This is a genomic window from Bacillus canaveralius, assembly GCF_002860125.1.
Lineage (GTDB): Bacteria > Bacillota > Bacilli > Bacillales > Cytobacillaceae > Bacillus_BJ > Bacillus_BJ canaveralius.
The window spans coordinates 1-25,904 of sequence record NZ_PGVA01000074.1 but is presented as its reverse complement, the minus strand read 5'-3'; the positions used below and the strand labels follow the sequence as shown (position 1 = coordinate 25,904).

The following is a 25,904-nucleotide window of genomic DNA, read 5'->3' as shown; positions in this document are numbered from 1 at the left end:
TGAATCCGCTTACACGTTTTAGGTGGAAATAAATTCCGCCAACAAATGCTTGACTCAAACAAAAATTGAGGCTTTCTTGCACTTTTAACTCAGAATATTTATACTTAGAAAGTTATAATAAAGTAGAAAAAAGGACGTGTTTTGCCGTTGTCGAACAACCCAGCGGAACAAATGCCCGTTAAAATAAATGTAAAAACAATTATTCAGCAAGACAACGATCAGGAGACTTATGAACTGACCACATTTGGCAAACACTTTCACAAGGATAACGACACCTATCTTCAATATGAAGAGGCGATGGAAGAAGGCCAAATAAAAACGATTGTAAAAATAGCTGGAAGCGATGCGTTGATCTTAAGAAGCGGTGCCATCAAGATGAGGCTCGCGCTCAGCCGCGGCCAAAAAAGAGCTGGCAGCTATGAAACCCCGTACGGAACTTTCAGAACCTCGGCGACTGTGAAAAGATTAGAGCATATCGTTAAGGACCAGGCTTGCTCCGGGTCGCTCGAATTGTTGTACGATTTTTTTATGGAAAATGACAAGGCCGGGACTTACCAAATGACAATTACATACGAGGAGGAAGGGCAATGAACATAGTTGAGCAAGTCCAAAGCAAACTAAAGCAAGAAATAAAAGCTGCGGTTGTCAAAGCCAATCTGGCAGCGGAACAGGATGTTCCCGATGTGATTTTGGAGATTCCAAAAGAAAAATCACACGGCGATTATTCGACGAATATGGCGATGCAGCTGGCGCGCATCGCTAAAAAAGCACCGCGCACAATTGCGGAAGAATTGATCAGCCATTTTGACCGATCTAAAGCCTCGATTGACAAAATAGAAATAGCGGGCCCTGGCTTTATTAATTTTTATATGAATAACAGTTACCTGATAGACTTGATTCCCACGATCATTGAACAGGATAATAAATATGGCGAAACGACGACCGGAAACGGCCAAAGAGTCCAGGTTGAGTTCGTTTCAGCGAATCCAACCGGTGACCTCCATCTCGGTCATGCCAGGGGTGCCGCTGTTGGTGATTCGTTATGTAACATATTGGAAAAAGCAGGTTATCATGTTTCCCGTGAATACTATATTAATGACGCTGGTAACCAGGTCAACAATCTTGCCCTCTCAGTAGAAGCCCGTTACTTTCAGGCGCTTGGGCTGGACAAGCCGATGCCTGAGGACGGTTACCATGGCGAAGATATCATCAGAATCGGGAAAGGACTGGCCGAGGAATTTGGCGATAAATATGTAAATGCAGACGAACAGGAACGATTCGATTTTTTCCGCGAATATGGATTGAAGTATGAGATGGAAAAACTAAAGAACGATCTTGAAAACTTCAGGGTTCCGTTTGATGTCTGGTATTCAGAGACGTCTTTATACCATAATGGCAAAATTGAGGCCGCGCTGCAGACTCTGAGGGAAAACGGCTATATATACGAACAGGATGGCGCGGTCTGGTTCCGTTCCACAGAGCTTGGTGATGACAAAGATCGGGTCTTGATCAAGCAGGATGGCTCTTATACTTATTTAACACCGGATATTGCCTACCATAAAGATAAGCTTGAGAGAGGTTTTGAGAAGCTGATTAATATATGGGGAGCTGACCACCACGGTTATATTCCGCGGATGAAAGCGGCGATTCAAGCACTCGGTTATGCGCGGGATGCCCTCGAGGTGGAGATCATCCAGATCGTCCACCTGTATAAAAATGGTGAGAAGATGAAGATGAGCAAGCGGACAGGCAAAGCCGTCACGATGCGTGACCTTGTTGACGAGGTCGGCCTCGACGCGACCCGCTATTACTTTGCAATGAGAAGTCCCGATACCCATTTGGACTTTGATCTTGACCTGGCTGTTTCCCAATCGAACGAAAATCCTGTTTACTATGCTCAATATGCGCATGCCCGAATCAGCAGCATTTTGCGCCAGGCTGGCGAACAGGGGTTGACGTATTCAGGTGAGGCGGATTTCTCGCTCATTCAGGCCGAAAAAGAAATCGATCTGTTGAAAAAGCTTGGTGAATTCCCGCAGGCTGTCGCAGAAGCTGCCGAAAAGCGGATGCCGCATCGGATTACAAACTATATTTATGAACTGGCTTCAGCGTTTCACAGCTTTTATAATGCCGAAAAGGTGCTCGATCCAGAGCAGGAATCCCTGACAAAAGCGCGCTTGGCTTTAGTGAAATCGGTGCAAATCACGTTAAGAAATGCCCTTGCCTTAATCGGCGTTTCAGCACCGGAAAAAATGTAACATACAACCAGGCTTCCGTGCAGCGGAAGCCTTTAGTATTCCGAAGCTTGGTTACGGCTTAAGCTCTAATCGAATTTTAAAGTACAGGGAACAATATCATTAGGGTTATGGCACGGTGGCCAGTAAAAATTAGAGCCATGAGAGGAAGTTTTAATATGAAGGTTGTTATTTTGGCATTGATTACGGGGTTCATAGTCGGATTTATTTTTGCGTTATTCAAGCTGCCGATCCCTGCACCGCCGGCATTGGCAGGAATAACAGGAATTGTCGGGATTTATTTGGGCTTCAAAGTATTTGAAATGATCACGCCATGGATTCAAAACCTTACTAAATGATCGCAAATAGGAGACTGGCTGGACAGGCCCGGTCTCTATTTGCGTTCATGTTGGTTAAATGGTTGGAATAGACATGGTGTATTCTGAAGAATATCCAGGCAATCAATCTGCTTATTACAAGAAAAAAGAGATCGCTTTCGCGGCTTGTTCTTTGATCGACCTCAAAAGATTGGGTTTGTTGAGCTCGCTTAATGTGATCTGCTTGGAATTAAGTAAATCGATTTCGAGTATATTGCGAACTCTTTCAATGAAAGCGCGGTCAAAGATAAAGCAGTTGATTTCATGGTTTAAAAATATGCTTCTTTTATCGAAATTTGCCGTGCCGATATCGCAGATTTTATCGTCGATTACAATTACCTTTGCATGGTAAAAGCCTTTCATATAATCATAGACTTCGGCACCCTCCTGAATGAGCCGCCTTAAGTATCGAAAAGAAGCTTCTTTTACAAACAAATGGTCGGTCATATGGGGGACAAGCACCTTCAGCCTTACCCCGCGCTTCAGTGCTTTCAACAAATCAGCAAAAATTCGTTTGCTTGGAATGAAGTAGGGGGTGCCGATAATAATTGTCGACTCAGCCTTGCGGATTAAAGTTGAAAAAGTTTCCTCCAAATAAAATCCTTCTGACGGAAGCACCTGATGGCGGCTGTTGCCCTTTTCAAGCTCAGGAAAGTAAATGGAATTATTCAGCAAGTTTGTCTTCGTCGCCATCCGCCAATCCTTTAAAAATTCCCTTTGTAAATCCGCTGCTCCCTCTCCGGAAATTTTCAGGTGGTAGTCGCGCCAAGGCTTTAATTTTGGGTCCTGGTCAATGTATTCTTTTCCAATGTTGAAGCCGCCCATATATCCGGTTTTGCCGTCAATAATCGTCATTTTTCGGTGGTTTCGCACTTGTGAACTATAGAAAAGGAACGGCAATCTCGGGATGTGGCAAAATGCAAATTTAATATTTGCCCTTTTCAAATCCTCTATGACACGGCGGGAAATGTTTCTGCATCCCATCCAGTCCAGCAGCAGTCGCACCTCTACTCCGCTCTGCGCTTTACTTTTCAGGATCGCAAAAAATTCTTTGCTGATTAAATCGACTTTTACGATATAAAAAAGAATATGTATATGATGATTCGCGTTTTTAAGCAGCGAAAAATAATCGGAAAATAATTCGGGTCCTGTTGTAAATATTTGCAGATTGCTTTCCCTGATTGGATAATTTATTCTCGTTATTCTCGCAAGCTGCGCCTTGCGGCCAAACTGGAAATCAAGGGATATCCAAATTGCCAGCAATAAAAGAGCGCCCAGTATAATTAATAAAATTTTCAACGATATCCGCTCCCCCAGTCACTTTCTTTTATATTTTCCTAAAATAAAGCTTCTATGAATGTTTCCTTGAGTGACCCTGACGGGAAATGGGTCTTAAGCAATAAATAAAAATTATTGACTGAATGCTCATTCATTATATAATAGAACTAAAGATGAATTCAGAAAATTTGATTGTTTGAAAATTTTTATCAAATGGTGATTGGCACTTTGCTGATTCCCATCAATTTTCAGGGAAGGGAGCTTATCCGACAATGAATGGGTTACTGTGGATCAATTTGATTGCATTCTTGTTTGTAACCGCTTACGCTATCAGCTTGTTTGTATATGTGGTTAAAACCAGGATTGCTTTTATTAAACTGGGGAAAAAATCCGAATTTGACAGCCGGCTCAAGGATCGCCTTGAAAACATTTGGGTGAATGTGTTCGGCCAAAAGAAGCTCTTGAAGGATAAAAAGAGCGGTGCCATTCACGTCATGTTTTTTTATGGGTTTTTACTCGTCCAATTTGGTGCGATCGACTTCATTTGGAAAGGCCTTAAGCCAGGCTCGCACCTTCCGCTCGGCCCGCTTTATCCGGGATTTACTTTTTTTCAGGAGCTTGTAACGTTAATGGTGCTAATTGCGGTTGTTTGGGCCTTCTACCGCCGTTATGTTGAAAAGCTCGTCCGCCTGAAAAGAGGCTTTAAATCCGGGCTTGTACTCTTATTCATTGGCGGCCTTATGCTGTCAGTGCTGATTGGAAACGGGATGAGCATGATCTGGCACGGGCATGAAACTGCCTGGACTGAGCCAGTAGCTTCCGTAATTGCGTCGGGCTTCACCGCAATCGGTGAAACGGCTTCGATCGTTATTTTCTATATTGCATGGTGGATACATTTATTGTTCCTGCTTGCTTTTCTTGTCTATGTGCCCCAATCAAAGCATGCTCATTTAATTGCCGGGCCTGCCAATGTATACTTCGATCGCCTTGAAGACAAAGGAAAGCTTAAGAAAATTGATTTCGAAGATGAATCTCAGGAGTCATTTGGTGTTGGCAAAATCGAGGATTTCAACCAGCTGCAATTAATCGATTTGTACGCTTGTGTCGAGTGCGGCCGCTGTACAAATATGTGCCCGGCAACGGGGACAGGTAAAATGCTGTCGCCGATGGACTTGATTGTCAAGCTCCGTGACCATCTGACCTTCCAAGGTGCGGCGATTACATCCAAACAGCCATGGGTTCCGACCTTTGCTTTTTCGCATACAAAGGGAAACCAAATTGCGCTTGCTTCTGCTGGCCAGGGGGCAGAGGAATCGGCTGCCGGACTTGCTTATCATCCAAGCCTGATCGGCGAAGTGATAACCGAAGAAGAAATCTGGGCTTGTACGACGTGCCGGAACTGCGAAGACCAGTGCCCGGTTATGAATGAACATGTCGACAAAATTATCGATCTGCGCCGTTATCTAGTTTTGACCGAGGGGAAAATGGATGCCGATGCACAACGGGCAATGACGAATATTGAGCGCCAGGGGAATCCGTGGGGACTGAACCGCAAAGAGCGCGAAGAATGGCGTGAGGTCCGCGACGATGTCCACATTCCAACCGTTAAGGAAATGCAAAAAGCAAGCGAAGAATTTGAATATTTATTCTGGGTCGGCTCGATGGGGTCATACGATAACCGCAGCCAAAAAATTGCGCTTTCGTTTGCTCGGCTGTTAAATGAAGCAGGCGTCAAGTTTGCGATTTTAGGAAACAAAGAGAAGAATTCAGGTGATACGCCGCGCCGTCTTGGGAATGAGTTTTTGTTCCAGGAGTTGGCCGCGAAAAATATTGAAGAATTTGAAAAGAACGAAGTGAAAAAGATCGTCACGATCGATCCGCATGCTTATAACATTTTCAAAAATGAGTACCCTGATTTCGGATTAACTGCCGAGGTTTATCACCACACTGAAGTTTTGGCGAAGCTTGTGGCAGAAGGGAAGCTAATGCCGCGCTATGAGGTCAACGAAACGATCACCTTCCATGATTCCTGTTATTTAGGTCGTTACAATGATGTGTATGATCCGCCGCGTGAAATCCTCAGATCGATTCCGGGTGTCACGCTTGTCGAAATGGAACGCAATCGCGAAAACGGCATGTGCTGTGGGGCCGGGGGCGGATTAATGTGGATGGAAGAAGAAACGGGACACCGGATTAATGTTGCTCGTACTGAGCAGGCATTAGCAGTAAATCCATCCGTAATCAGTTCGGGTTGCCCATATTGTTTAACGATGATTTCAGATGGAACAAAAGCAAAAGAGGTTGAAGAGACAGTGCAGACGTATGATGTCGCGGAATTGCTTGAAAAAGCAGTGTGCGGCACCCAGCAAGCGCTTGTTTCTTAAATGGTTTGGGGTGGTGAGGCTTCGGCTGTCATCCCCTTCTTTTTCTGAATAAAAATTTCGCGTGCAGAGTTTTGTGAATTTTATATAAAGTATTTTAATTCTTAATATTATTAAAGTATTATATAATTATATATAAAAGCGCTTACATTTTTGAGTGAATAGTTTCAGGGAGACCTTTTTTCTTTGCGCAGTTCCTGAGCGAGCGTTCAGTCGTGTTGTGCCGGCATATTACGTTCTGAAATTAGTTTACTTTAAGTAACTGTGCGTTTTTCAAATCAAGAATTGCTTTATGAAATTCATTCAATCAACTATAAAGGAGAGGTTTTGGATGGGCAAAACCGTTATTTTAAGCGGAGTGAGAACACCGTTTGGTAAATTTGGCGGAGCGTTGAGCGGTTTCACTGCTTCCCAGCTTGGAGGGATTGCTGTCAAGGAAGCGCTTCGGCGTGCTGATGTAAAGCCTGAAGACGTAGAAGAAGTGATTTTAGGAACGGTCCTCCAAGGAGGCCAGGGCCAGCTTCCTTCGAGGCAGGCGGCACGGCATGCTGAACTTCCCTGGAACATAACGACTGAAACGATCAATAAAGTGTGTGCATCAGGAATGAGAAGTGTCACACTTGCCGACCAAATGATTCGCGCTGGCGATGAGGAGGTCATTGTTGCAGGTGGAATGGAGTCGATGAGCAACGCGCCATATATTTTGCCGAAAGCGCGCTGGGGACTCCGGATGGGCGATGCTTCGGTCAAGGATTTGATGGTTCATGACGGATTGAGCTGCAGCTTTACCGGAGTTCATATGGGTACGTACGGAAACAGCGCCGCCGAAGAGCTTGAAATAAGCCGTGAAAAGCAGGATGAGTGGGCCTATCGCAGCCACCAGCGCGCCATTGCAGCGATTGAATCAGGAAAACTTGCTGAGGAAATTGTTGCCGTTCTGGTACCGCAGCGTAAGGGTGATCCACTCGTCATCTCCAGTGATGAGGCCCCGCGCCAGGATACTTCACTTGAAAAACTGGCGAAACTATCCCCTGTCTTCGATTCTAAAGGCACGATTACAGCAGGTAATGCACCCGGAGTTAATGACGGTGCGGCCGCACTTGTTCTAATGAGTGAGAAGCGGGCAGAGCTGGAGGGCAGGAAAGCAGAGGCATACGTAATCGGCCATGCTGCGGTTGCTGTTGAAGCAAAGGATTTCCCGAAGACACCAGGCTTCGTCATTAACGAAATTTTACGGAAAACGGGCAAGTCTTTAGAAGAAATCGATTTGTTTGAAATCAATGAGGCCTTTGCAGCCGTTGCATTGGCCAGCAGTCAAATTGCTAACTTAGACACAGAAAGAGTGAATGTGAACGGCGGCGCTGTTGCGCTTGGCCACCCGATCGGCGCGAGCGGAGCGAGGATCATTATCACCTTAATGCATGAACTGAAACGGCGCGGCGGCGGTATCGGGATCGCGGCGATTTGCAGCGGTGGCGGACAGGGTGATGCAGTGATGATTGAAGTGCCAAAGCAATAATTTTTAAAATGATTCGGGGGGTGTAGCGTATGAATGTTCAAACAATCATGGTGATCGGTGCAGGACAAATGGGCTCAGGCATTGCCCAGGTTTGTGCCCAGGCAGGTTTTAACGTCATTTTGAACGATCTAAAGCGGGAATTTACAGACCGGGGCATGGGGATTATTTTAAAAAATCTTTCGCGGCAGGTTGAAAAAGGAAAATTAACCACTGAGCAAAAGGATGAGATCATTAGTAGGCTTACTTTATCCACGGATCTTCAAGATGCAAACAAGGCCGATCTCATTATTGAAGCAGCTGTGGAAAATCTCGACGTGAAAATGAAAATCTTTTCACAGCTTGACCAAATTGCTTCACCCGGGGCGATTTTGGCCAGCAATACGTCGTCTTTGCCGATCACCGAGATTGCTGCAGCTACGAGTCGGCCCGAAAAAGTCATTGGCATGCATTTTATGAATCCGGTGCCGGTGATGAAGCTCGTCGAGATTATTCGCGGCCTGGCAACGACAGATGAAGTCTATGAAACAATCGAAGCTGTTACGAAAAGGCTTGCCAAGGTTCCCGTTGAAGTGAACGACTTTCCGGGCTTTGTTTCAAACCGTGTGTTAATGCCGATGATTAACGAAGCGATCTTCACTTTGTATGAAGGGGTTGCCTCAAAGGAGGCGATCGATGAAGTGATGAAGCTTGGGATGAACCATCCGATGGGACCGCTCACCCTTGCTGACTTTATCGGTCTTGATACTTGCTTATACATTATGGAAACATTGCACGAAGGCTTTGGCGATGATAAATACCGCCCTTGTCCGCTCCTGCGCAAATATGTGAAAGCAGGCTGGCTTGGGCGTAAATCGGGCCGGGGCTTCTATGTGTATGAATAGAGGCAGGGCTGGAACAGCAACTTGACCCCGCAGGAGGAGATTAGCGTGAACCTGAGATTTACAGAAGAACAGGAAATGATCAGAAAAATGGTCCGCGATTTTGCCCGCAATGAAATCGCCCCATTTGTTGAAAAGATGGAACAAGGTGAATTCCCGCGCGCAGTCCTGACGAAAATGGGTGAGCTTGGCATAATGGGAATCCCAATCCCGGAGCAATATGGCGGTTCCGGTATGGATTTCACTTCCTATATTATCGCTATCCATGAAATTTCGAAAATAAGTGCAACGGTCGGAGTCATCCTCTCGGTCCACACCTCTCTTTGTACAAACCCGATTCTTTTCTTCGGGTCGGACGAACAAACGAAAAAATATGTGACGAAGCTTGCTTCAGGAGAGTATTTAGGCGCTTTTTGCCTGACTGAGCCAGGTTCGGGCTCGGATGCAAGGAGCTTAAAGTCAAAGGCTGTCAAGGATGGGGAAGATTATATTCTGAACGGCTCAAAGGTGTTTATCACAAACGGTGGCGAAGCAGACGTATATATTGTTTTTGCGAGAACGAGCGAGGAGGCGGGCAGCAAAGGGATTACCGCTTTCATCGTTGAAAAGGACACTCCTGGATTTATTGTCGGGAAAGATGAACAGAAAATGGGATTGCACGGATCCCGGACCGTCCAGCTTGTGTTTGAGGATATGCGCATTCCAGCGGCAAACGTCCTTGGCAAGCCAGGAGAAGGTTTTAAAATAGCGATGGCCAACCTGAATGCCGGGCGAATCGGGATCGCTGCACAGGCACTCGGCATTGCAGAGGCCGCTCTCGAAGCAGCCGTCTCCTATGCGCGGGAACGCCAGCAATTCGGCAAACCAATCGCCGCCCAACAGGGGGTTGCCTTTAAAATCGCCGATATGGCGACCAATATTGAAGCTGCCAAACTATTAATATACCGGGCGGCGGAAATGCGTTCAAAAGGTGTTAATTGTGGAAAAGAAGCCGCGATGGCGAAGTTGTTTGCTTCACAAACGGCAGTCGAAACGGCGATTGAAGCGGTGCAAATTTTTGGCGGTTACGGATATACAAAAGACTACCCAGTCGAACGATATTTTCGTGATGCAAAGGTTACCGAGATTTACGAGGGCACCAGCGAAATTCAGCGGCTTGTTATCAGCAAAAACGTATAATTGGAGGGTAAACGAATGAATTTTCAGCTCACTGAGGAACATGAAATGATTCGAAAAATGGTCCGGGATTTTGCCAGGAATGAAGTGGCGCCATCAGCGGCAGAACGGGATGAAGAAGAGCGTTTTGACCGCGATATATTCGATAAAATGGCCGAGCTCGGCTTAACAGGGATCCCGTGGCCGGAAGAATACGGCGGCATCGGCAGTGACTATCTCGCTTATTGTATCGCTATTGAAGAGCTGTCCCGTGTTTGTGCTTCGACGGGTGTAACGTTATCGGCTCATACGTCGCTTGCGGGCTGGCCTTTATATAAGTTTGGCAGTGAGCAGCAAAAGCAGACGTATTTGCGGCCAATGGCAGAGGGAAAGAAGATTGGTGGTTACGGACTGACAGAACCGGCCAGCGGTTCGGATGCCGGCGCCATGAAAACAACGGCCCGCCTTGACGGCGATCACTATGTTTTGAACGGATCGAAAATTTTTATAACCAATGGTGGAATTGCTGATATTTATGTCGTATTTGCGCTGACAGATCCGGGCAGTAAACATAAAGGGACAAGCGCATTTATCATTGAAAAAGATTTTCCCGGTTTTTCCGTCGGCAAAAAAGAAAAAAAACTAGGAATTCGTTCCTCGCCAACAACAGAAATCATTTTTGAAGATTGCCGGGTTCCAAAGGAAAACCTTTTAGGCAAGGAAGGTGACGGCTTCAAAATTGCGATGATGACTCTTGACGGCGGCCGCAACGGGATTGCAGCCCAGGCGGTCGGGATTGCCCAGGGTGCGCTGGATGCTGCGGTTGATTATGCAAAGGAGCGCGAACAATTTGGAAAGCCAATTGCTGCCCAGCAGGGAATCGCCTTTAAGCTGGCCGACATGGCGACAAGTGTGGAAGCAGCCAGGCTGTTAACCTATCAGGCAGCATGGCTTGAATCAGCAGGACTTCCTTACGGGAAAGAATCTGCGATGTCAAAGCTTTTTGCCGGGGATGCAGCGATGAAGGTTACAACAGAAGCGGTTCAAGTATTTGGTGGTTACGGCTATACGAAGGACTATCCGGTTGAAAGATATATGCGCGATGCGAAAATTACGCAAATTTATGAAGGAACGCAGGAAATCCAAAGGCTGGTGATCTCGCGCCTCTTGACGAAATAAACGATCAAACAGATTTTTGGCTGTTAAGTTTTGCTCTTATTAAAAGAATCTCCGGGAGTATGGTCTCCGCTGCTTTTATTATAAAGATAGGAGACAACAAAGGCGGTTGGAAAACGTGATTAATAAACGGGAAGTGCATGCTTCGGTAAAGGATGAACGCCTTGTGATCAAAAGGCGCAACCAAATGATTAAAGGGGCAGTCAGCCTTTTTAAAGAAAAAGGCTTTCATCGTACAACGACAAGGGAGATCGCTAAAGCATCCGGTTTCAGCATTGGAACCTTATATGAATACATCCGCACGAAGGAGGATGTTTTATACCTTGTCTGCGACAGTATTTATGACCAGGTGCGCGACCGGCTTCAAAAAGACCTTGATCAAACCGAGGGAACACTCGAGAGCTTGAAGCTTGGAATCGCCAACTATTTCAAGGTCATGGATGAAATGCAGGATGAAGTGCTCGTCATGTACCAGGAAGCAAAATCGCTGTCAAAGGATGCCCTTCCATATGTATTGAAGAAGGAATTCGAAATGGTTTCAATGTTTGAAGATGTCATCCGGCGGTGTGTCGAAAATGGCGAGCTTGCTTTAACGGATAAACAAGTTGAATTCATTGCCCATAGCATCGTCGTCCAAGGGCAAATGTGGGGGTTTCGCCGCTGGGCCCTGCAAAAGGTTTATTCCCTTGACGAATATATTGAACTGCAGACGGAGCTCTTGTTTAACGGAATACGAGGGGGATGAGGATGAAAACGATTGAAAAGTATAAGCCAAAGCACCATATTCGGTTCGTAACAGCGTCAAGCTTATTTGATGGTCATGATGCTTCAATCAATATCATGCGCCGGATTCTCCAGGCTGGCGGTGCGGAAGTGATTCACCTTGGACACAATCGTTCTGTCGAAGAGGTTGTCAATGCTGCCATCCAGGAGGACGTCCAGGGCATCGCCATTTCATCTTATCAGGGCGGCCATGTAGAATATTTTAAATATATGTACGATCTGTTAAAGGAAAAAGGCTCATCCCACATCCGCCTTTATGGCGGCGGTGGCGGGGTGATTATTCCCCGTGAAATAAACGAGCTGCACGACTACGGAATAGCAAGGATTTTTTCTCCCGAAGACGGGCGCCAGCTTGGATTGGAAGGAATGATTGATCTGATGCTGAAGGAATGCGATTTTCAAACGGCCCCTGCGGAAGCAGACGGTTTCACTGAAAAGATTCAGGCAGGTGAGACCGCTGCTGTTGCGAAAATGATTACTTTGGCGGAACAGCAAGTCGGCCTGAAGGATGAAGCAGCTGCCGCTGTTGAAACATTAATGGAAAAAGTGAAGAAAATCGCTAAGCCGGTGCCGGTCGTTGGGATTACCGGTACGGGCGGAGCGGGGAAAAGCTCGCTGACAGACGAACTGATCCGCCGCTTTATCAATGAAATTCCTGAAAAAAGAGTCGCCATCCTTTCTGTCGATCCGACTAAGCAAAAAACAGGCGGGGCCCTCCTCGGAGACAGGATACGCATGAACGCAATTTTTTCACCGCGCGTCTATATGAGAAGTTTGGCAACACGATCTTCGAAAAATGAGCTTTCCTTGGCGATTAAGGATGCAATCGCAGTTGTAAAAGCAGCCGGGTTTGACCTCGTGATTGTCGAGACGAGCGGCATCGGCCAGGGAGATGCAGAGATTGCGGAAATATGTGATTTATCGATGTATGTGATGACAAGCGAATTTGGGGCTCCGACCCAGCTTGAAAAAATCGATATGATCGATTATGCCGATCTGATTGTCATCAATAAATTTGAACGCAAAGGTTCAGAGGATGCGCGGCGCCAGGTTCAAAAGCAATACCAGCGCAGCCATAGGCTGTTTGATAAAGAGCTTGATGACATGCCTGTGTACGGCACGATTGCGAGCCAGTTTAACGACCCGGGCACAAACGCTCTATTTGCTGCCTTAATCGACAAGATAAACGAAAAGGCCGGTACAGGATGGTCAACATCTTTTCAAAAAACCGCTCTTGTAGAAAAACAGAATGTGATCATCCCGAATGACCGCCGCTACTATTTGCGGGAAATTTCCGACAAGGTTCGGACTTATCATAAGAAAGCGCAGGAACAAGCCGAACTTGCCCGCCGGCTGTTTCAGCTTAACGGAGCGATTGCCGCTGTAAAAGAACAACAGCACAACGAAGAAGTTGTCGCTTCCCTCGAAGCTTTAAGGGCCGATGTAAAAAGGAAGCTGACAGCTGAATCAACAAAAATTCTCGATGGCTGGGAGCAGTTAAAGCAAAAGTACGCGGCTGACCAGTTCATAACGAAAATCCGCGACAAGGAAATTGTCACTGAATTAAAGACAACGAGCCTGTCCGGACTGGCGATTCCAAAAGTGTCGCTTCCGAAATACAAGGACTATGGTGAGATTTTAAGCTGGGTTTACAGAGAAAATGTTCCGGGATTCTTTCCGTATACAGCAGGTGTGTTTCCTTTTAAGCGGCAGGGTGAGGACCCGAAACGGCAATTTGCCGGCGAAGGAACACCGGAACGAACAAACCGGCGTTTTCATTATCTTTCAAAGGATGATCCTGCGAAACGATTAAGCACCGCCTTTGATTCCGTAACTCTCTATGGAGAAGATCCGGACTACCGTCCCGATATTTACGGAAAAGTCGGCGAGAGCGGCGTCAGCATTTGTACCCTTGATGATATGAAAAAACTCTATGCGGGCTTTGACCTGTGCGATCCGTCAACCTCCGTGTCGATGACGATTAACGGTCCGGCCCCGATCATTTTGGCGATGTTCATGAATACAGCGATCGATCAACAGGTCCGGATGCGCGAGGAAAAGCTCGGGCGCAGCTTGAACGAGGAAGAATATCAGCAAGTAAAGGAATTTACCTTGCAAACAGTCCGGGGAACGGTTCAGGCTGATATTTTAAAAGAAGACCAGGGCCAGAATACGTGCATCTTCTCAACTGAATTTGCCCTCAGGATGATGGGAGACATCCAGCAATATTTTATTGACAATAAAGTCCGCAACTACTATTCCGTGTCGATTTCCGGCTATCATATTGCTGAAGCAGGCGCCAACCCGATCTCGCAGCTGGCATTTACGCTTGCCAACGGATTTACCTATGTTGAGTACTATTTAAGCCGCGGTATGAATATTGATGACTTTGCAGCGAATTTGTCCTTTTTCTTCTCGAACGGCCTCGATCCGGAATATACGGTTATTGGCCGTGTAGCCCGCCGCATTTGGGCAACCGTTATGCGCGATAAGTATGGGGCAAATGAAAGAAGCCAGAAGCTAAAGTACCATATTCAAACCTCAGGCAGGTCTCTCCATGCACAGGAGATCGATTTCAATGACATCCGTACGACTTTACAGGCATTAATGGCCCTTCATGATAATTGTAATTCGCTCCATACAAACGCGTATGATGAAGCGATTACGACTCCAACCGAAGAATCTGTACGCCGGGCGATGGCGATCCAAATGATTATTACGAAAGAGCATGGCTTAACGAAAAATGAAAATCCGCTCCAGGGTTCGTTTATCATTGAAGAGCTGACAGATCTTGTTGAGGAAGCCGTGCTGCAGGAATTTGAGCGGATCGACGACCGCGGCGGCGTGCTCGGTGCGATGGAGACCCAGTATCAACGCGGAAAGATTCAGGAAGAGTCGATGTATTATGAAATGAAAAAACATTCAGGAGAGCTGCCGATTATCGGGGTCAACACTTATTTAAATCCGAATCCTCCTACTGAAGATGAGGTAAACAGCATGCAGCTTGCCCGGGCAACAAAGGAAGAGAAAGAGTTGCAAATCAATAATTTGCGAAAGTTCCAGGAACGAAACAGTGTTCATGGTGACGAAGCCCTTGTTAGGCTGAAAAAGGCCGCTGTCACCGGTGGTAATGTGTTTGCTGAATTAATGGAAACGGTAAAATCAGCGAGTCTCGGCCAAATTAGCCACGCTTTATACGAGGTAGGGGGCCAATATCGCCGCAATATGTAACAATCTGTTAAAATGGCTTATAGCCAAGCGCTATAAGCCATTTTTGTCTGGACGATGCGGAGCTTATATTATGCAAATACTTTTGCTAACAAAATTTGGCTCGAAAAATGCTTCTATTTATGCTATTCTTTCCGTACATATCAAAAAAGAAATGTCATCCCGTACAACGGAGCTTCGAAAATATAAATGATTGTACAATCCTTTATAATCCATATTGGATGAAATCCGTGAGCCTTCAAAGATGAGATGCAGGATGTGAAAGATTTTGAGACAGTTTTTTTTAATTGCTTCATTTGTTGGTGCACTTGCCGCGCTGTATTACCTATATCAACGGCAGCTCGGGGCAATTTCTTTTTTCCTTTTATCCATCTTTTTCTTCAGTCTTGCTGTAAATCAGCTTTCAAGGCAGCCGGATCAAAAACAGGGTAACCGGGAAAGAAGCGAATCGGACAGTGAAAAAAAGTGATGGAAACCGCAGATAGAAGTAGCATAAACGCTAAGAATTTGTTTATAATGAAGAATATGTATTTTGGGAGATTCCATTTCCAATTGCCGTTATCGCTCATATAAGAGCGCGAAATAGAGAAAGGAAGTGTGCCGAAGTTGAGCTTAAAACAATACACAAAAGAACAATTAAAAGAAATTTCATTAATCGAAGCCGCTTACGAGTGGCTGCATGATCAAAAACAAGCGGTTCCTTTTCACGAAATGATGAAAGCATTAACGTCCCGTCTGGAGCTTAGCGAAGCTGAAGTAAAGACAACGATTGCACAGTTTTATACAGACTTAAATATAGATGGACGTTTTTTATGTCTGGGTGACAACCGTTGGGGCCTGCGTGTTTGGTATCCTATCGACCAAAGTGAAGAAGATACAGTCACACCAGTTAAACCAAAAAAGAAAAAGGCTAAAAAGGTTGTCGATGAAGATGAGCTCGACGTCGTTGAATTTGATGATGCTGAGGAAGAAGAGATTGAGTACGATGAGCTCGACACCTTTGATGATAATGACGATGATGATGAGGACGATGACTTGCTCGGGGATGACGATCTCATTGAAGAAGACGACTTGGATGAAGACTTTGATGATGAAGATGAGGAAATTCTCGAAACCGAAGATGAATATGACCTTGATGAAGAGGCAGAAGACGAGGAAGACGAAGTCGTTGACGAAGACGCGGACAAATAGATAATCAATCATCTTGACTTTTTGAAAAAGGGCTTGTACAATTCTTTTTGGGCTCCTTAAAAAGGAACGTTAAAATTTAGCCGATCAAACGCTCCCCTACTGATTTTGTGGGTGGGGCGTTTTTTATTTTTTTATCCGGGAATTTTTCCATGCACGGTATAAAAAGCTGAGCAAAATTTTTCGCTGATACAACCTTTAAATAAAGGTTAATATGCACAAACTGATCTCTAGAGGGGGCAAACACAGATGACAAAGTATATTTTTGTAACAGGCGGGGTCGTTTCGTCGCTTGGAAAAGGAATCACCGCAGCTTCACTGGGCCGGTTATTAAAAAATCGCGGACTCAATGTCACGATCCAAAAATTTGATCCTTATATTAACGTGGATCCGGGAACGATGAGTCCCTACCAGCATGGTGAAGTATTCGTCACCGATGACGGCGCCGAGACAGATCTTGACTTAGGTCATTATGAACGTTTTATCGACATTAATCTCAACAAATTCAGCAATGTGACAACAGGAAAAATTTACTCAACTGTTCTGAAAAAAGAACGGCGTGGTGATTACCTGGGTGGAACGGTTCAAGTAATTCCGCATATTACGAATGAAATTAAAGAACGGGTTTTCCGGGCAGGCAGTGAAACAAACGCAGATGTCGTGATTACTGAAATTGGCGGAACGGTTGGCGATATTGAATCGCTGCCATTTTTAGAAGCAATCCGCCAAATTAAGAGTGACATCGGCCGTGATAACGTCATGTATATCCACTGTACGCTCGTTCCTTATATTAAAGCGGCAGGTGAAATGAAAACAAAGCCGACGCAGCATAGTGTGAAAGAACTTCGCAGCCTTGGAATTCAGCCAAATGTGATTGTTGTTCGTACAGAAATGCCTATATCGGATGATATGAAAGATAAAATCGCTTTGTTCTGTGATATCGCACCAAAAGCTGTTATTGAGTGCCGGGATGCAGAAACCCTTTATTCTGTACCTTTAGCACTTCAGGACCAGAATCTTGATAAGATCGTTTGTGAGCATCTAAAGCTCCAATGTGCTGAAGCAGATATGACAGAATGGCAGGAGCTTGTTGACCGGGTTGTCAATCTTTCGCAAAAAACAACGATTGCGCTTGTCGGCAAGTATGTCGAACTTCAGGATGCTTATATTTCCATTGTAGAAGCACTTAAACATGCCGGCTATGCCTTTGACGCCGACGTGCAAATTAAATGGATCAATTCAGAAGAAGTAACGTCCGAAAATGTCACTGAACTTCTGCAGGGTGTAGATGGAATTCTCGTTCCTGGTGGTTTTGGTGATCGCGGAATTGACGGGAAATTACTTGCAATCCAATATGCCCGTGAACAAAAAACACCTTTCCTCGGCATCTGCCTTGGAATGCAATTGGCTTCCGTAGAGTTTGCCCGTAATGTTCTCGGCCTGGAAGATGCGCACTCTGCTGAAATCAATCCAAATACAAAACATCCTGTTATTGACCTATTGCCGGAACAAAAAGACATTGAAGACCTCGGCGGAACATTGCGCCTTGGTTTATATCCTTGTAAACTGACGGAAGGCTCAAAAGCCAATATCGCCTACGACGATGAAGTCGTTTATGAGCGCCACCGTCATCGTTACGAGTTTAATAATCAGTACCGCCAGGCGATGGAGCAAGCAGGATTTATGTTCTCCGGGACAAGCCCTGACGGCCGCCTTGTTGAAATTATTGAAATCGAGGATCACCCATGGTTTGTGGCATCCCAATTCCATCCGGAATTTACGTCAAGACCAACGCGACCACAGCCTTTATTCCGTGACTTTATTAAAGCTTCATTAAAGTTACATCAAAATTAAACGAAAACCCTTGAACAGAACGAGTTGTTCAAGGGTTTTTTGTATTGATTGCTAATAAAACATGTACAAGTTTACATAACGTAAAAAAGCTGGGAATGTGCGGTGTCGCGCGTTTCGCTTAATTAATGCCCGTGAACGTTAATTATTGTATTTTTCGCTTAAATCAGATGGGTTTTCGCTTAATTCCGATCATTTTCCGCTTAATTAATTGGGGCAGAGACATGAGCTGCCCCATTTGCTAGTGTAATTGTAGCGATTATGTAAACTAAAGACTCACAGATGATCATCAAAGAACGATTCTGTTTGAGTATAATCAAAAGAAAGCGCAATCCCGTAAAATTCAACCGAAATCATGATAAAATCACTGAACCAGAACCCACCTTGGGCAAGTCGTTACTTAAACAATCTGCTAAAGCTCATATTCAGTAAGAATCTCTTCATAAATAAACTTCAACCCATAGTAGGCAAACAGGGCGGCCATCGCTGACGGGTATCCGAAACGGTTGCCTTCCTCATCAGGGAGGAGCGGCTTGACCAGTTTTAAATTGATATGTATATCTGCCAGTGCCGTTAAATCATCGGTTGCCCCAGCGACAGCAGTCGAAACGGCAACAAAAGGAACTCTTCGGTCCGCAAGCATCTTCGCACATCGTACTGAATCTTCATCAGTTGATAAGCGGGAGAAAACAAGTACCCGGTCCATGTCTTTAATAGAGTCTATCTCTGCTGCGCCCTTCCATTTCTTCGCTTTTTTAAATGGCTCAGCGCCCTCAATCGCCTCAGACAGAACAGCTCTCATTTCACTGTTGCCGTAAATATAAACGAAACCATCCCCAGCAGCCGCCTGTGCCAGCAGCCGCGCTCCTTCTTCTATTGACAGCTCCTGGTCCTGTATCCTTTTAAAAAGCCCGGCTAATTGGGTTGAAAACATTTTTAACATCCAAAAACCTCCCTGTGTTGATAGGACAAATCAATGAAATGACAAGAACTGCTTGAAAATCCTTCATCCATTATAAGTTTTTTTAAGAAGCGCGTAAAATAAACCGGAAATTAGAACTTGTAACAGGAAAAGACAGGCAGGAATAATCAACTTCAAAATCGAAATATACGATGGGGAGAAATTTTATTTAATATTATTTTTGTAAACATACAAAAAATATCTGAAGGGAAGGTGGATTTATGAAAGGGAAAATATTAATTGTCGATGATCAGTTTGGGATACGCATCCTTTTAAATGAGGTTTTGCAAAAAGAAGGTTATGATACGTACCAGGCCGCCAACGGAGTCCAGGCTCTTGACATCGTGTCGAAGCATGCTCCTGATCTCGTCTTGCTTGACATGAAAATTCCGGGAATGGACGGGATCGAAATTTTAAAACGAATGAAGGTACTTGACGAAGGGATAAGAGTCATCATTATGACCGCTTATGGGGAACTTGATATGATTCAGGAAGCAAAGGACCTGGGGGCGCTCACTCATTTTGCAAAACCGTTTGACATTGATGACATCCGGGCCGCCGTTAAGAAGTATTTGCCAATTACCTCAAGCTAAAAATTCAGGAATTAAAAATCAGAGTTATTTTAATCATTGATAACGCTTGCAATGTCTCAAATTTATGACAGTTATTAAAATGACAGTGGATTAATAGCAATTCTTTTTCCGATTTGGTATTATACAAGGGGAATTCCAATGGATCGGGCCTCATGAACGCAGAAAGTTCCATGGTACATATTTAATGATATTAGGGGAAAACCTTAAACGGGATGCTCTGTGAAAATGAAGCCGATCACCAATAAGGAGGAAGACAAATGCCTTTAGTTTCAATGACCAATATGCTAAACAAAGGGAAAGCAGAAGGCTATGCAGTTGGACAATTTAATTTAAATAACCTTGAGTTTACTCAAGCGATTTTGCAAGCGGCTGAAGAAGAAAAGTCACCGGTTATTTTAGGTGTTTCAGAAGGTGCAGCCCGCTACATGGGTGGGTTTAAGACTGTCGTCAAAATGGTAGAAGGACTGATGGAAGACTATAAGATTACAGTTCCGGTTGCCATCCATTTAGATCATGGTTCCAGCTTCGACAAGTGTAAAGAAGCGATTGACGCAGGTTTCACTTCTGTTATGATTGATGCTTCCCACCATCCGTTTGAAGAAAATGTCGAAATAACTTCTAAAGTAGTCGAATATGCCCATTCAAAAGGAGTTTCTGTTGAAGCAGAGCTTGGAACTGTTGGCGGTCAGGAAGATGATGTTGTTGCCGATGGTGTTATTTATGCAGATGCTAAAGAATGTGAAGAGCTTGTGAAGCGGACGGGCATTGATTTTCTTGCTCCTGCTTTAGGTTCAGTACACGGTCCTTACAAAGGGGAACCAAATTTAGGATTTAAAGAAATGGAAGAGATCGGGAGCCTTACCGGGGTACCTTTAGTCCTTCATGGCGGCACAGGCATTCCAACAAAGGATATTCAAAGATCAATTTCGCTTGGAACAGCAAAAATCAACGTTAATACCGAAAACCAAATCGCGTCTGCCAAAGCAGTTCGTGAAGTGTTGGCTGCAAATCCGGATGTATACGATCCACGCAAATATTTGGGACCAGCACGTGAGTCGATTAAACAAACGGTTATCGGCAAAATGCGTGAGTTTGGTTCTTCAAACAAAGCGTAATTAGTGTCGATTATAATATAATTAATGTAAAATGAAACCGCCCTGTTAAAGGCGGTTTCAATTCATTTAAATTTGTTTAAAAATTTCGTCGAATGGAGAGGTTTACATATGAAATTTTTTATCGATACGGCTAATATCAACGAAATTCGTGAGGCTCATTCCCTGGGTATTTTAGCAGGAGTGACTACAAACCCGACTTTAGTAGCAAAAGAGCAAAACGTTTCCTTTCATGATCGGCTTCGGGAAATTACCGAGCTTGTTAAAGGCTCTGTCAGTGCTGAAGTAATCGCTCTTGATGCAGAAGGAATGATCAAGGAAGGCAGGGAGCTGGCAGCGATTGCTCCGAATATTACCGTAAAAGTACCGATGACTCCGGATGGGCTTAAAGCAGTCCATGCTTTGACAGAGGACGGAATTAAAACGAATGTTACGTTAATATTCAGTGCTAACCAGGCGCTTCTTGCGGCAAGAGCGGGGGCAACCTATGTATCTCCATTTCTTGGCCGCCTTGATGATATCGGTCATAATGGCCTTGAGCTTGTTTCGACGATCGCTGAAATTTTTGCGGTTCATGGCCTGGAAACAGAAATCATTGCCGCGTCGATTCGCCACCCGCAGCATGTGACGGAAGCAGCATTACGAGGGGCGCATATTGCGACGATTCCTTTGAATGTGATTCTGCAGCTGTGCAAGCATCCGTTAACCGATAAAGGAATTGATGCGTTCCTGGCAGACTGGAATTCCCGCGCCTGATCGGTTTCGCTTAACTTTTAAAACTGCAGGCTTGATTATTGAGCAGGCATAGTGTAAGTTGGAAAAGGAAAAGGTAATTTTTTCAAATCAGTCTTTTCATACATGAAAAAGAAGATTTCGTGTAAACTAAATATTAAGACAAACTGTCGGAATATGCCTTTCTTTGTTGGAAAATTATAGTAATTAACGTTTTCTTTGTAGATTTGCCAAACGGGCGCAACTCCCCGCATCTTTTGTAAGACTTATAAGCTCCCGTTATTCGCGAAGGAAATTCTGACATGTCACAATGAAAAGCCTTTATGGCCGGCCTTTTTAATAAGGTCGATCCATGCGGTTTACGGCTTAGAAGGGAGTCAAACATGGAAAAGCTTAAAATTGCAGGCGGTTATCCGCTAAAAGGGACAGTTCGAATCAGTGGAGCGAAAAACAGCGCTGTCGCTTTGATTCCTGCAGCCATTTTGGCCGATTCACCTGTCTCGATTGAGGGTTTACCAGATATTTCGGACGTACAGATTTTAAAAGGGCTTCTTGAAGAGATTGGCGGTACGGTCGAATTTTCCAACCATGAAATGACGGTTGATCCTTCTTCGATGATCTCGATGCCACTGCCAAACGGAAAAGTAAAAAAACTTAGAGCTTCGTATTATTTAATGGGAGCCATGCTGGGCCGCTTTAAAAAGGCTGTTATTGGACTTCCGGGAGGATGCCATCTCGGCCCGCGCCCGATTGATCAGCACATAAAAGGCTTTGAAGCACTCGGTGCCAGTGTTACCAATGAACAGGGCGCTATTTATTTGCGGGCTGATGAATTGCGCGGGGCGCGCATTTACTTGGACGTAGTCAGTGTTGGTGCGACGATCAACATTATGCTGGCTGCCGTTCGCGCTAAAGGCCGGACGATTATTGAGAATGCAGCGAAGGAACCGGAAATTATCGATGTCGCTACATTGCTCACCAATATGGGAGCAAATATAAAGGGAGCCGGGACGGACGTGATCAGGATTGAAGGTGTTGACGAGCTTCACGGCTGCCGTCATACGATCATTCCCGACCGCATCGAAGCGGGAACCTACTTAATTCTTGGTGCAGCGGTTGGAGAAGGAATCCTGATTGATAATGTGATTCCGCAGCATCTCGAGTCACTCATCGCAAAGCTTCGCGAAATGGGCGTGCCGATTGAAGCTGGAGATGACCAAGTGTTTGTCGGGCCTGCTGGAAAATTCAAGCCAGTCGACGTTAAAACACTTGTCTACCCTGGTTTCCCGACAGATCTACAACAGCCGTTTACTTCTTTGCTGACAAGGGCGGAGGGTTCAAGTGTTGTGACGGATACAATCTACGGAGCCCGGTTCAAGCATATTGACGAATTAAGAAGGATGAACGCGAATATTAAAGTTGAAGGCCGGTCTGCAATTATCAATGGTTCTGTGCAGCTCCAAGGCGCCAAGGTGAAGGCAAGTGACCTGCGAGCCGGTGCAGCGCTTATCATTGCCGGTTTGATCGCAGAAGGAATTACCGAAGTTACCGGGCTTGAACACATCGACAGAGGCTACAGCCATCTGGTTGAAAAGCTGAACGGCCTCGGAGCCACTGTCTGGCGGGAAGAATTAACGGGGGAAGAACTCGAACAATTGAAAAATGCCTAATAAGAAGCCTTTCTAGAGAAATAAATGGAACGAGCGGGAGGAAGAAAACAGATGGAGAGAAGCTTATCAATGGAGCTTATCCGTGTGACCGAAGCTGCTGCACTTGCTTCTGCACGATGGATGGGCCGCGGGAAAAAAGATGAAGCTGATGATGCGGCAACATCTGCGATGCGGGACGTATTCGATACGGTTCCGATGAAAGGAACCGTCGTAATTGGAGAAGGAGAAATGGATGAAGCTCCGATGCTCTATATCGGTGAAAAGCTCGGAACCGGCTATGGCCCACGTGTTGATGTTGCAGTGGACCCGCTTGAAGGAACCAACATTGTTGCTTCCGGGGGCTGGAACGCCCTTGCCGTTTTAGCGGTGGCCGACCATGGCAATCTTCTTCATGCGCCGGATATGTATATGGATAAAATCGCCGTCGGTCCTGAAGCGGTTGGTCAAATAGATATAAATGCTTCGGTCATTGATAATTTAAAAGCTGTTGCGAAAGCAAAAAATAAAGATGTTGAAGATGTGGTGGCGACCGTTTTAAATCGCCCTCGCCACGAGCACATTATTACCCAGCTTCGCGAAGCGGGGGCCAGAATTAAACTCATTAATGATGGGGATGTAGCGGGAGCAATTAACACCGCTTTCGAATCAACCGGTGTCGATATTTTATTCGGATCCGGCGGAGCTCCGGAGGGAGTGTTGGCAGCCGTTGCCTTAAAGTCGCTTGGTGGAGAAATACAGGGTAAGCTCTTACCGCAAAACGACGCGGAGCTTGAAAGGTGTCTCTCGATGGGGCTTGAAGTAAACAAAATTCTTCGCATGGAAGACCTTGTCAGGGGCGATGATGCGATCTTTGCTGCAACAGGGGTTACCGATGGTGAGCTATTGCGCGGTGTCCAATTTAAAGGTTCCTACGGTTCTACCCATTCTGTTGTAATGAGAGCAAAATCGGGTACTGTCCGTTTTATCGAAGGTCGTCACAGCTTAAAAAAGAAACCTCATCTAGTGATAAAAGGGTAAGTTCTCAGCTTTTCTGCAAACCCTTTCAACCGCTCCCTGGTTCTCACGGGAACAGGGAGCATCTTTTCATTTAGGTTGAAAATCTTATTGTGGCAATACTTCGAAAGAACACATCTTTGCTCCCTTCCTCAAAACTTTTATTCACAAACAAAAAAATTAGTTGATTAATTTTCAATAAACAGGGTAAAATAAAGATTGTTTTGGCGAACTCATAAATTTTTATAGTATAAAAGTTTTTGCTAGGTCTACGATGTGCCCGCGCCCAAAGAAAGTCATGCTTCCTAGTTGAATTCACTTCTATAATGCTTCAAGAAACCCTTCAGTAGTCCATCCTTCCGTCCATATCGAAAACCTGTTCACAATTATATGGGGGAAACAATCGAAAAATTAAAAAGTGTGGTGTATATATGGAATTAACTATTACAAGTTTAGAAAATATGAAATTAAAAGAACTATACGAGCTTGCCCGTGAATTTAAAGTATCCTATTACAGCAAATTAACGAAAAAAGAGCTCATCTTTGCTATTCTTAAAGTCAGGGCCGAACAACAGGGCTATTTCTTTATGGAAGGTGTCCTTGAAATTATTCAGTCGGAAGGCTTTGGTTTTCTCCGCCCGATCAACTATTCGCCAAGCTCCGAGGATATATATATATCGGCATCGCAAATTCGCCGCTTTGATCTCCGAAATGGGGACAAGGTATCCGGAAAAGTCCGTCCTCCAAAGGAGAATGAAAGGTATTTTGGGCTACTTCATGTAGAGGCTGTAAATGGCGATGATCCTGAGACAGCAAAAGAGCGAGTCCATTTCCCGGCGTTAACGCCGCTTTATCCGGACAGGCAAATGAAGGTGGAAACGACGCAAAGAGGGCTGTCAACAAGAATTATGGACGTCATTGCGCCGGTCGGTTTTGGGCAGCGCGGTTTGATTGTGGCTCCGCCAAAAGCTGGTAAAACAATGCTTTTAAAAGAAATCGCCAACAGCATTACCACCAATCATCCGGAAGCGGAACTAATCGTCTTGTTAATTGACGAGCGTCCGGAGGAAGTAACCGACATCGAGCGTTCTGTTGCCGGTGATGTCGTAAGCTCGACTTTTGATGAAGTTCCGGAAAACCACATAAAGGTGGCGGAGCTTGTTCTCGAGCGCGCGATGCGGCTTGTCGAGCATAAACGCGATGTTGTTATTTTAATGGATAGCATCACTCGCTTGGCCCGTGCCTATAACCTCGTGATTCCTCCAAGCGGCCGGACATTGTCTGGTGGTATCGACCCTGCTGCTTTCCATCGTCCAAAGCGATTCTTTGGTGCAGCGCGTAACATCGAGGAAGGTGGAAGCTTGACAATCCTTGCAACGGCTCTTGTAGATACGGGGTCACGAATGGATGATGTTATTTATGAGGAATTTAAAGGAACAGGAAATATGGAACTCCATCTTGACCGTGCTCTTGCCGAAAGACGGATCTTCCCTGCGATCGATATCCGCCGGTCGGGCACGCGGAAAGAGGAATTGCTGATCCCGAAAGAACACCTTGATAAATTATGGGCGATCCGCAAATCTATGTCGGATTCACCTGAATTTGCAGAGAAATTTTTGCGCAAGCTAAAACAAACAAAATCAAATGAAGAATTTTTTGCACAGCTTTCTGAAGAAATGAAAGCAAAGCGTTCTTAATAAGAAAAAGGACGGATGACAGACTTTTTGCTTAAAAGTATGAGTAAAATGTTTGTAGGAGAATTATTTCCCTTCTCATCCAGATAATGGCGTAGCCG

General features: G+C 45.1%; 21 protein-coding genes. 19 read left to right on the top strand and 2 right to left on the bottom strand.

Translation table 11 applies throughout. The features are described from left to right. The first annotated feature begins 147 nt into the window (after positions 1 to 147). The 3 genes from CU635_RS21310 (at position 148) to CU635_RS21300 (ending at position 2,593) form a co-directional block, all read left to right on the top strand. Complete coding sequence (locus CU635_RS21310) at positions 148 to 591, top strand: YwiB family protein (RefSeq protein ID WP_101579390.1); 444 nt, start codon at positions 148 to 150, stop codon at positions 589 to 591. Continuing rightward, positions 588 to 2,258 (top strand): arginine--tRNA ligase, encoded by a 1,671-nt coding sequence (gene argS, locus CU635_RS21305; RefSeq protein WP_101579388.1) that lies wholly within the window; start codon positions 588 to 590, stop codon positions 2,256 to 2,258. The genes CU635_RS21310 and argS overlap by 4 nt, the downstream gene beginning before the upstream one ends. 155 nt (positions 2,259 to 2,413) lie before the next feature. Then, the gene (locus CU635_RS21300) at positions 2,414 to 2,593 is read left to right on the top strand and encodes a XapX domain-containing protein (protein ID WP_101579387.1); all 180 of its coding nucleotides are present in this window, start codon (positions 2,414 to 2,416) and stop codon (positions 2,591 to 2,593) included. A gap of 114 nt (positions 2,594 to 2,707) precedes the next feature. Here the strand turns inward: CU635_RS21300 and cls are convergent, their stop codons facing one another. Further along, the gene (gene cls / locus CU635_RS21295) at positions 2,708 to 3,910 is read right to left on the bottom strand and encodes a cardiolipin synthase (RefSeq protein ID WP_101579386.1); all 1,203 of its coding nucleotides are present in this window, start codon (positions 3,908 to 3,910) and stop codon (positions 2,708 to 2,710) included. Positions 3,911 to 4,161: 251 nt separating this feature from the next. Between cls and CU635_RS21290 the strand changes: the two genes are divergently transcribed. The 10 genes from CU635_RS21290 to CU635_RS21245 all read left to right on the top strand — a co-directional run bounded on the left by CU635_RS21290 (position 4,162) and on the right by CU635_RS21245 (position 18,051). Continuing rightward, the gene (locus CU635_RS21290) at positions 4,162 to 6,273 is read left to right on the top strand and encodes a (Fe-S)-binding protein (protein ID WP_101579385.1); all 2,112 of its coding nucleotides are present in this window, start codon (positions 4,162 to 4,164) and stop codon (positions 6,271 to 6,273) included. Between the two features lie 328 nt (positions 6,274 to 6,601). Continuing rightward, positions 6,602 to 7,789: an acetyl-CoA C-acetyltransferase gene (locus CU635_RS21285; RefSeq protein WP_101579384.1), complete on the top strand. Its 1,188-nt coding sequence runs from the start codon at positions 6,602 to 6,604 to the stop codon at positions 7,787 to 7,789. 29 nt (positions 7,790 to 7,818) lie between these two features. Continuing rightward, the gene (locus CU635_RS21280) at positions 7,819 to 8,670 is read left to right on the top strand and encodes a 3-hydroxybutyryl-CoA dehydrogenase (RefSeq protein ID WP_101579383.1); all 852 of its coding nucleotides are present in this window, start codon (positions 7,819 to 7,821) and stop codon (positions 8,668 to 8,670) included. Positions 8,671 to 8,715: 45 nt separating this feature from the next. Further along, positions 8,716 to 9,846: an acyl-CoA dehydrogenase gene (locus CU635_RS21275; protein WP_101579382.1), complete on the top strand. Its 1,131-nt coding sequence runs from the start codon at positions 8,716 to 8,718 to the stop codon at positions 9,844 to 9,846. A gap of 15 nt (positions 9,847 to 9,861) precedes the next feature. After that, positions 9,862 to 11,001, top strand: a complete 1,140-nt coding sequence (locus CU635_RS21270; protein WP_101579381.1) for an acyl-CoA dehydrogenase — start codon at positions 9,862 to 9,864, stop codon at positions 10,999 to 11,001. A gap of 118 nt (positions 11,002 to 11,119) precedes the next feature. After that, a complete protein-coding gene (locus tag CU635_RS21265) occupies positions 11,120 to 11,743 on the top strand; it encodes a TetR/AcrR family transcriptional regulator (protein WP_101579389.1) in 624 nt (207 codons plus the stop codon). A 2-nt stretch (positions 11,744 to 11,745) separates the two neighbouring features. Continuing rightward, a complete protein-coding gene (gene icmF / locus CU635_RS21260; protein ID WP_101579380.1) occupies positions 11,746 to 15,012 on the top strand; it encodes a fused isobutyryl-CoA mutase/GTPase IcmF in 3,267 nt (1,088 codons plus the stop codon). Positions 15,013 to 15,277: 265 nt separating this feature from the next. Further along, positions 15,278 to 15,478 (top strand): hypothetical protein, encoded by a 201-nt coding sequence (locus tag CU635_RS21255; RefSeq protein WP_245917554.1) that lies wholly within the window; start codon positions 15,278 to 15,280, stop codon positions 15,476 to 15,478. Positions 15,479 to 15,606: 128 nt separating this feature from the next. Then, a complete protein-coding gene (gene rpoE / locus CU635_RS21250; protein WP_308303530.1) occupies positions 15,607 to 16,200 on the top strand; it encodes a DNA-directed RNA polymerase subunit delta in 594 nt (197 codons plus the stop codon). 246 nt (positions 16,201 to 16,446) lie between these two features. Further along, positions 16,447 to 18,051 (top strand): CTP synthase, encoded by a 1,605-nt coding sequence (locus CU635_RS21245; protein WP_101579377.1) that lies wholly within the window; start codon positions 16,447 to 16,449, stop codon positions 18,049 to 18,051. A 409-nt stretch (positions 18,052 to 18,460) separates the two neighbouring features. Here the strand turns inward: CU635_RS21245 and CU635_RS21240 are convergent, their stop codons facing one another. Continuing rightward, positions 18,461 to 18,991, bottom strand: a complete 531-nt coding sequence (locus CU635_RS21240; RefSeq protein WP_101579376.1) for a DUF2529 family protein — start codon at positions 18,989 to 18,991, stop codon at positions 18,461 to 18,463. Between the two features lie 239 nt (positions 18,992 to 19,230). Here CU635_RS21240 and CU635_RS21235 point away from each other — a divergent pair, with 239 nt between their 5' ends. The 6 genes from CU635_RS21235 (at position 19,231) to rho (ending at position 25,806) form a co-directional block, all read left to right on the top strand. Beyond that, on the top strand, positions 19,231 to 19,602 hold the full coding sequence (locus tag CU635_RS21235; RefSeq protein ID WP_101579375.1) for a response regulator: 372 nt from the start codon (positions 19,231 to 19,233) through the stop codon (positions 19,600 to 19,602). A 257-nt stretch (positions 19,603 to 19,859) separates the two neighbouring features. Further along, positions 19,860 to 20,717, top strand: coding sequence for a class II fructose-bisphosphate aldolase (locus CU635_RS21230; protein ID WP_101579374.1), 858 nt, complete (start codon positions 19,860 to 19,862; stop codon positions 20,715 to 20,717). A gap of 108 nt (positions 20,718 to 20,825) precedes the next feature. Continuing rightward, positions 20,826 to 21,470 (top strand): fructose-6-phosphate aldolase, encoded by a 645-nt coding sequence (gene fsa, locus CU635_RS21225; RefSeq protein WP_101579373.1) that lies wholly within the window; start codon positions 20,826 to 20,828, stop codon positions 21,468 to 21,470. A 359-nt stretch (positions 21,471 to 21,829) separates the two neighbouring features. Continuing rightward, positions 21,830 to 23,116, top strand: a complete 1,287-nt coding sequence (locus CU635_RS21220) for a UDP-N-acetylglucosamine 1-carboxyvinyltransferase (protein ID WP_101579372.1) — start codon at positions 21,830 to 21,832, stop codon at positions 23,114 to 23,116. Between the two features lie 51 nt (positions 23,117 to 23,167). Beyond that, positions 23,168 to 24,133: a class II fructose-bisphosphatase gene (gene glpX / locus CU635_RS21215; protein ID WP_101579371.1), complete on the top strand. Its 966-nt coding sequence runs from the start codon at positions 23,168 to 23,170 to the stop codon at positions 24,131 to 24,133. A gap of 407 nt (positions 24,134 to 24,540) precedes the next feature. After that, complete coding sequence (rho, locus tag CU635_RS21210) at positions 24,541 to 25,806, top strand: transcription termination factor Rho (protein ID WP_101579370.1); 1,266 nt, start codon at positions 24,541 to 24,543, stop codon at positions 25,804 to 25,806. Positions 25,807 to 25,904 lie beyond the last annotated feature (98 nt).

Coding starts and splice junctions, on each gene's coding strand:
- CU635_RS21280 (WP_101579383.1), top strand. CDS start 7,819: ATGAATGTTCAAACAATCATGGTGATCGGTGCAGGACAAATGGGCTCA.
- CU635_RS21285 (WP_101579384.1), top strand. CDS start 6,602: ATGGGCAAAACCGTTATTTTAAGCGGAGTGAGAACACCGTTTGGTAAA.
- CU635_RS21290 (WP_101579385.1), top strand. CDS start 4,162: ATGAATGGGTTACTGTGGATCAATTTGATTGCATTCTTGTTTGTAACC.
- CU635_RS21230 (WP_101579374.1), top strand. CDS start 19,860: ATGCCTTTAGTTTCAATGACCAATATGCTAAACAAAGGGAAAGCAGAA.
- glpX (WP_101579371.1), top strand. CDS start 23,168: ATGGAGAGAAGCTTATCAATGGAGCTTATCCGTGTGACCGAAGCTGCT.
- fsa (WP_101579373.1), top strand. CDS start 20,826: ATGAAATTTTTTATCGATACGGCTAATATCAACGAAATTCGTGAGGCT.
- CU635_RS21235 (WP_101579375.1), top strand. CDS start 19,231: ATGAAAGGGAAAATATTAATTGTCGATGATCAGTTTGGGATACGCATC.
- CU635_RS21270 (WP_101579381.1), top strand. CDS start 9,862: ATGAATTTTCAGCTCACTGAGGAACATGAAATGATTCGAAAAATGGTC.
- CU635_RS21240 (WP_101579376.1), bottom strand. CDS start 18,991: ATGTTAAAAATGTTTTCAACCCAATTAGCCGGGCTTTTTAAAAGGATA.
- argS (WP_101579388.1), top strand. CDS start 588: ATGAACATAGTTGAGCAAGTCCAAAGCAAACTAAAGCAAGAAATAAAA.
- CU635_RS21220 (WP_101579372.1), top strand. CDS start 21,830: ATGGAAAAGCTTAAAATTGCAGGCGGTTATCCGCTAAAAGGGACAGTT.
- rho (WP_101579370.1), top strand. CDS start 24,541: ATGGAATTAACTATTACAAGTTTAGAAAATATGAAATTAAAAGAACTA.
- CU635_RS21245 (WP_101579377.1), top strand. CDS start 16,447: ATGACAAAGTATATTTTTGTAACAGGCGGGGTCGTTTCGTCGCTTGGA.
- CU635_RS21300 (WP_101579387.1), top strand. CDS start 2,414: ATGAAGGTTGTTATTTTGGCATTGATTACGGGGTTCATAGTCGGATTT.
- icmF (WP_101579380.1), top strand. CDS start 11,746: ATGAAAACGATTGAAAAGTATAAGCCAAAGCACCATATTCGGTTCGTA.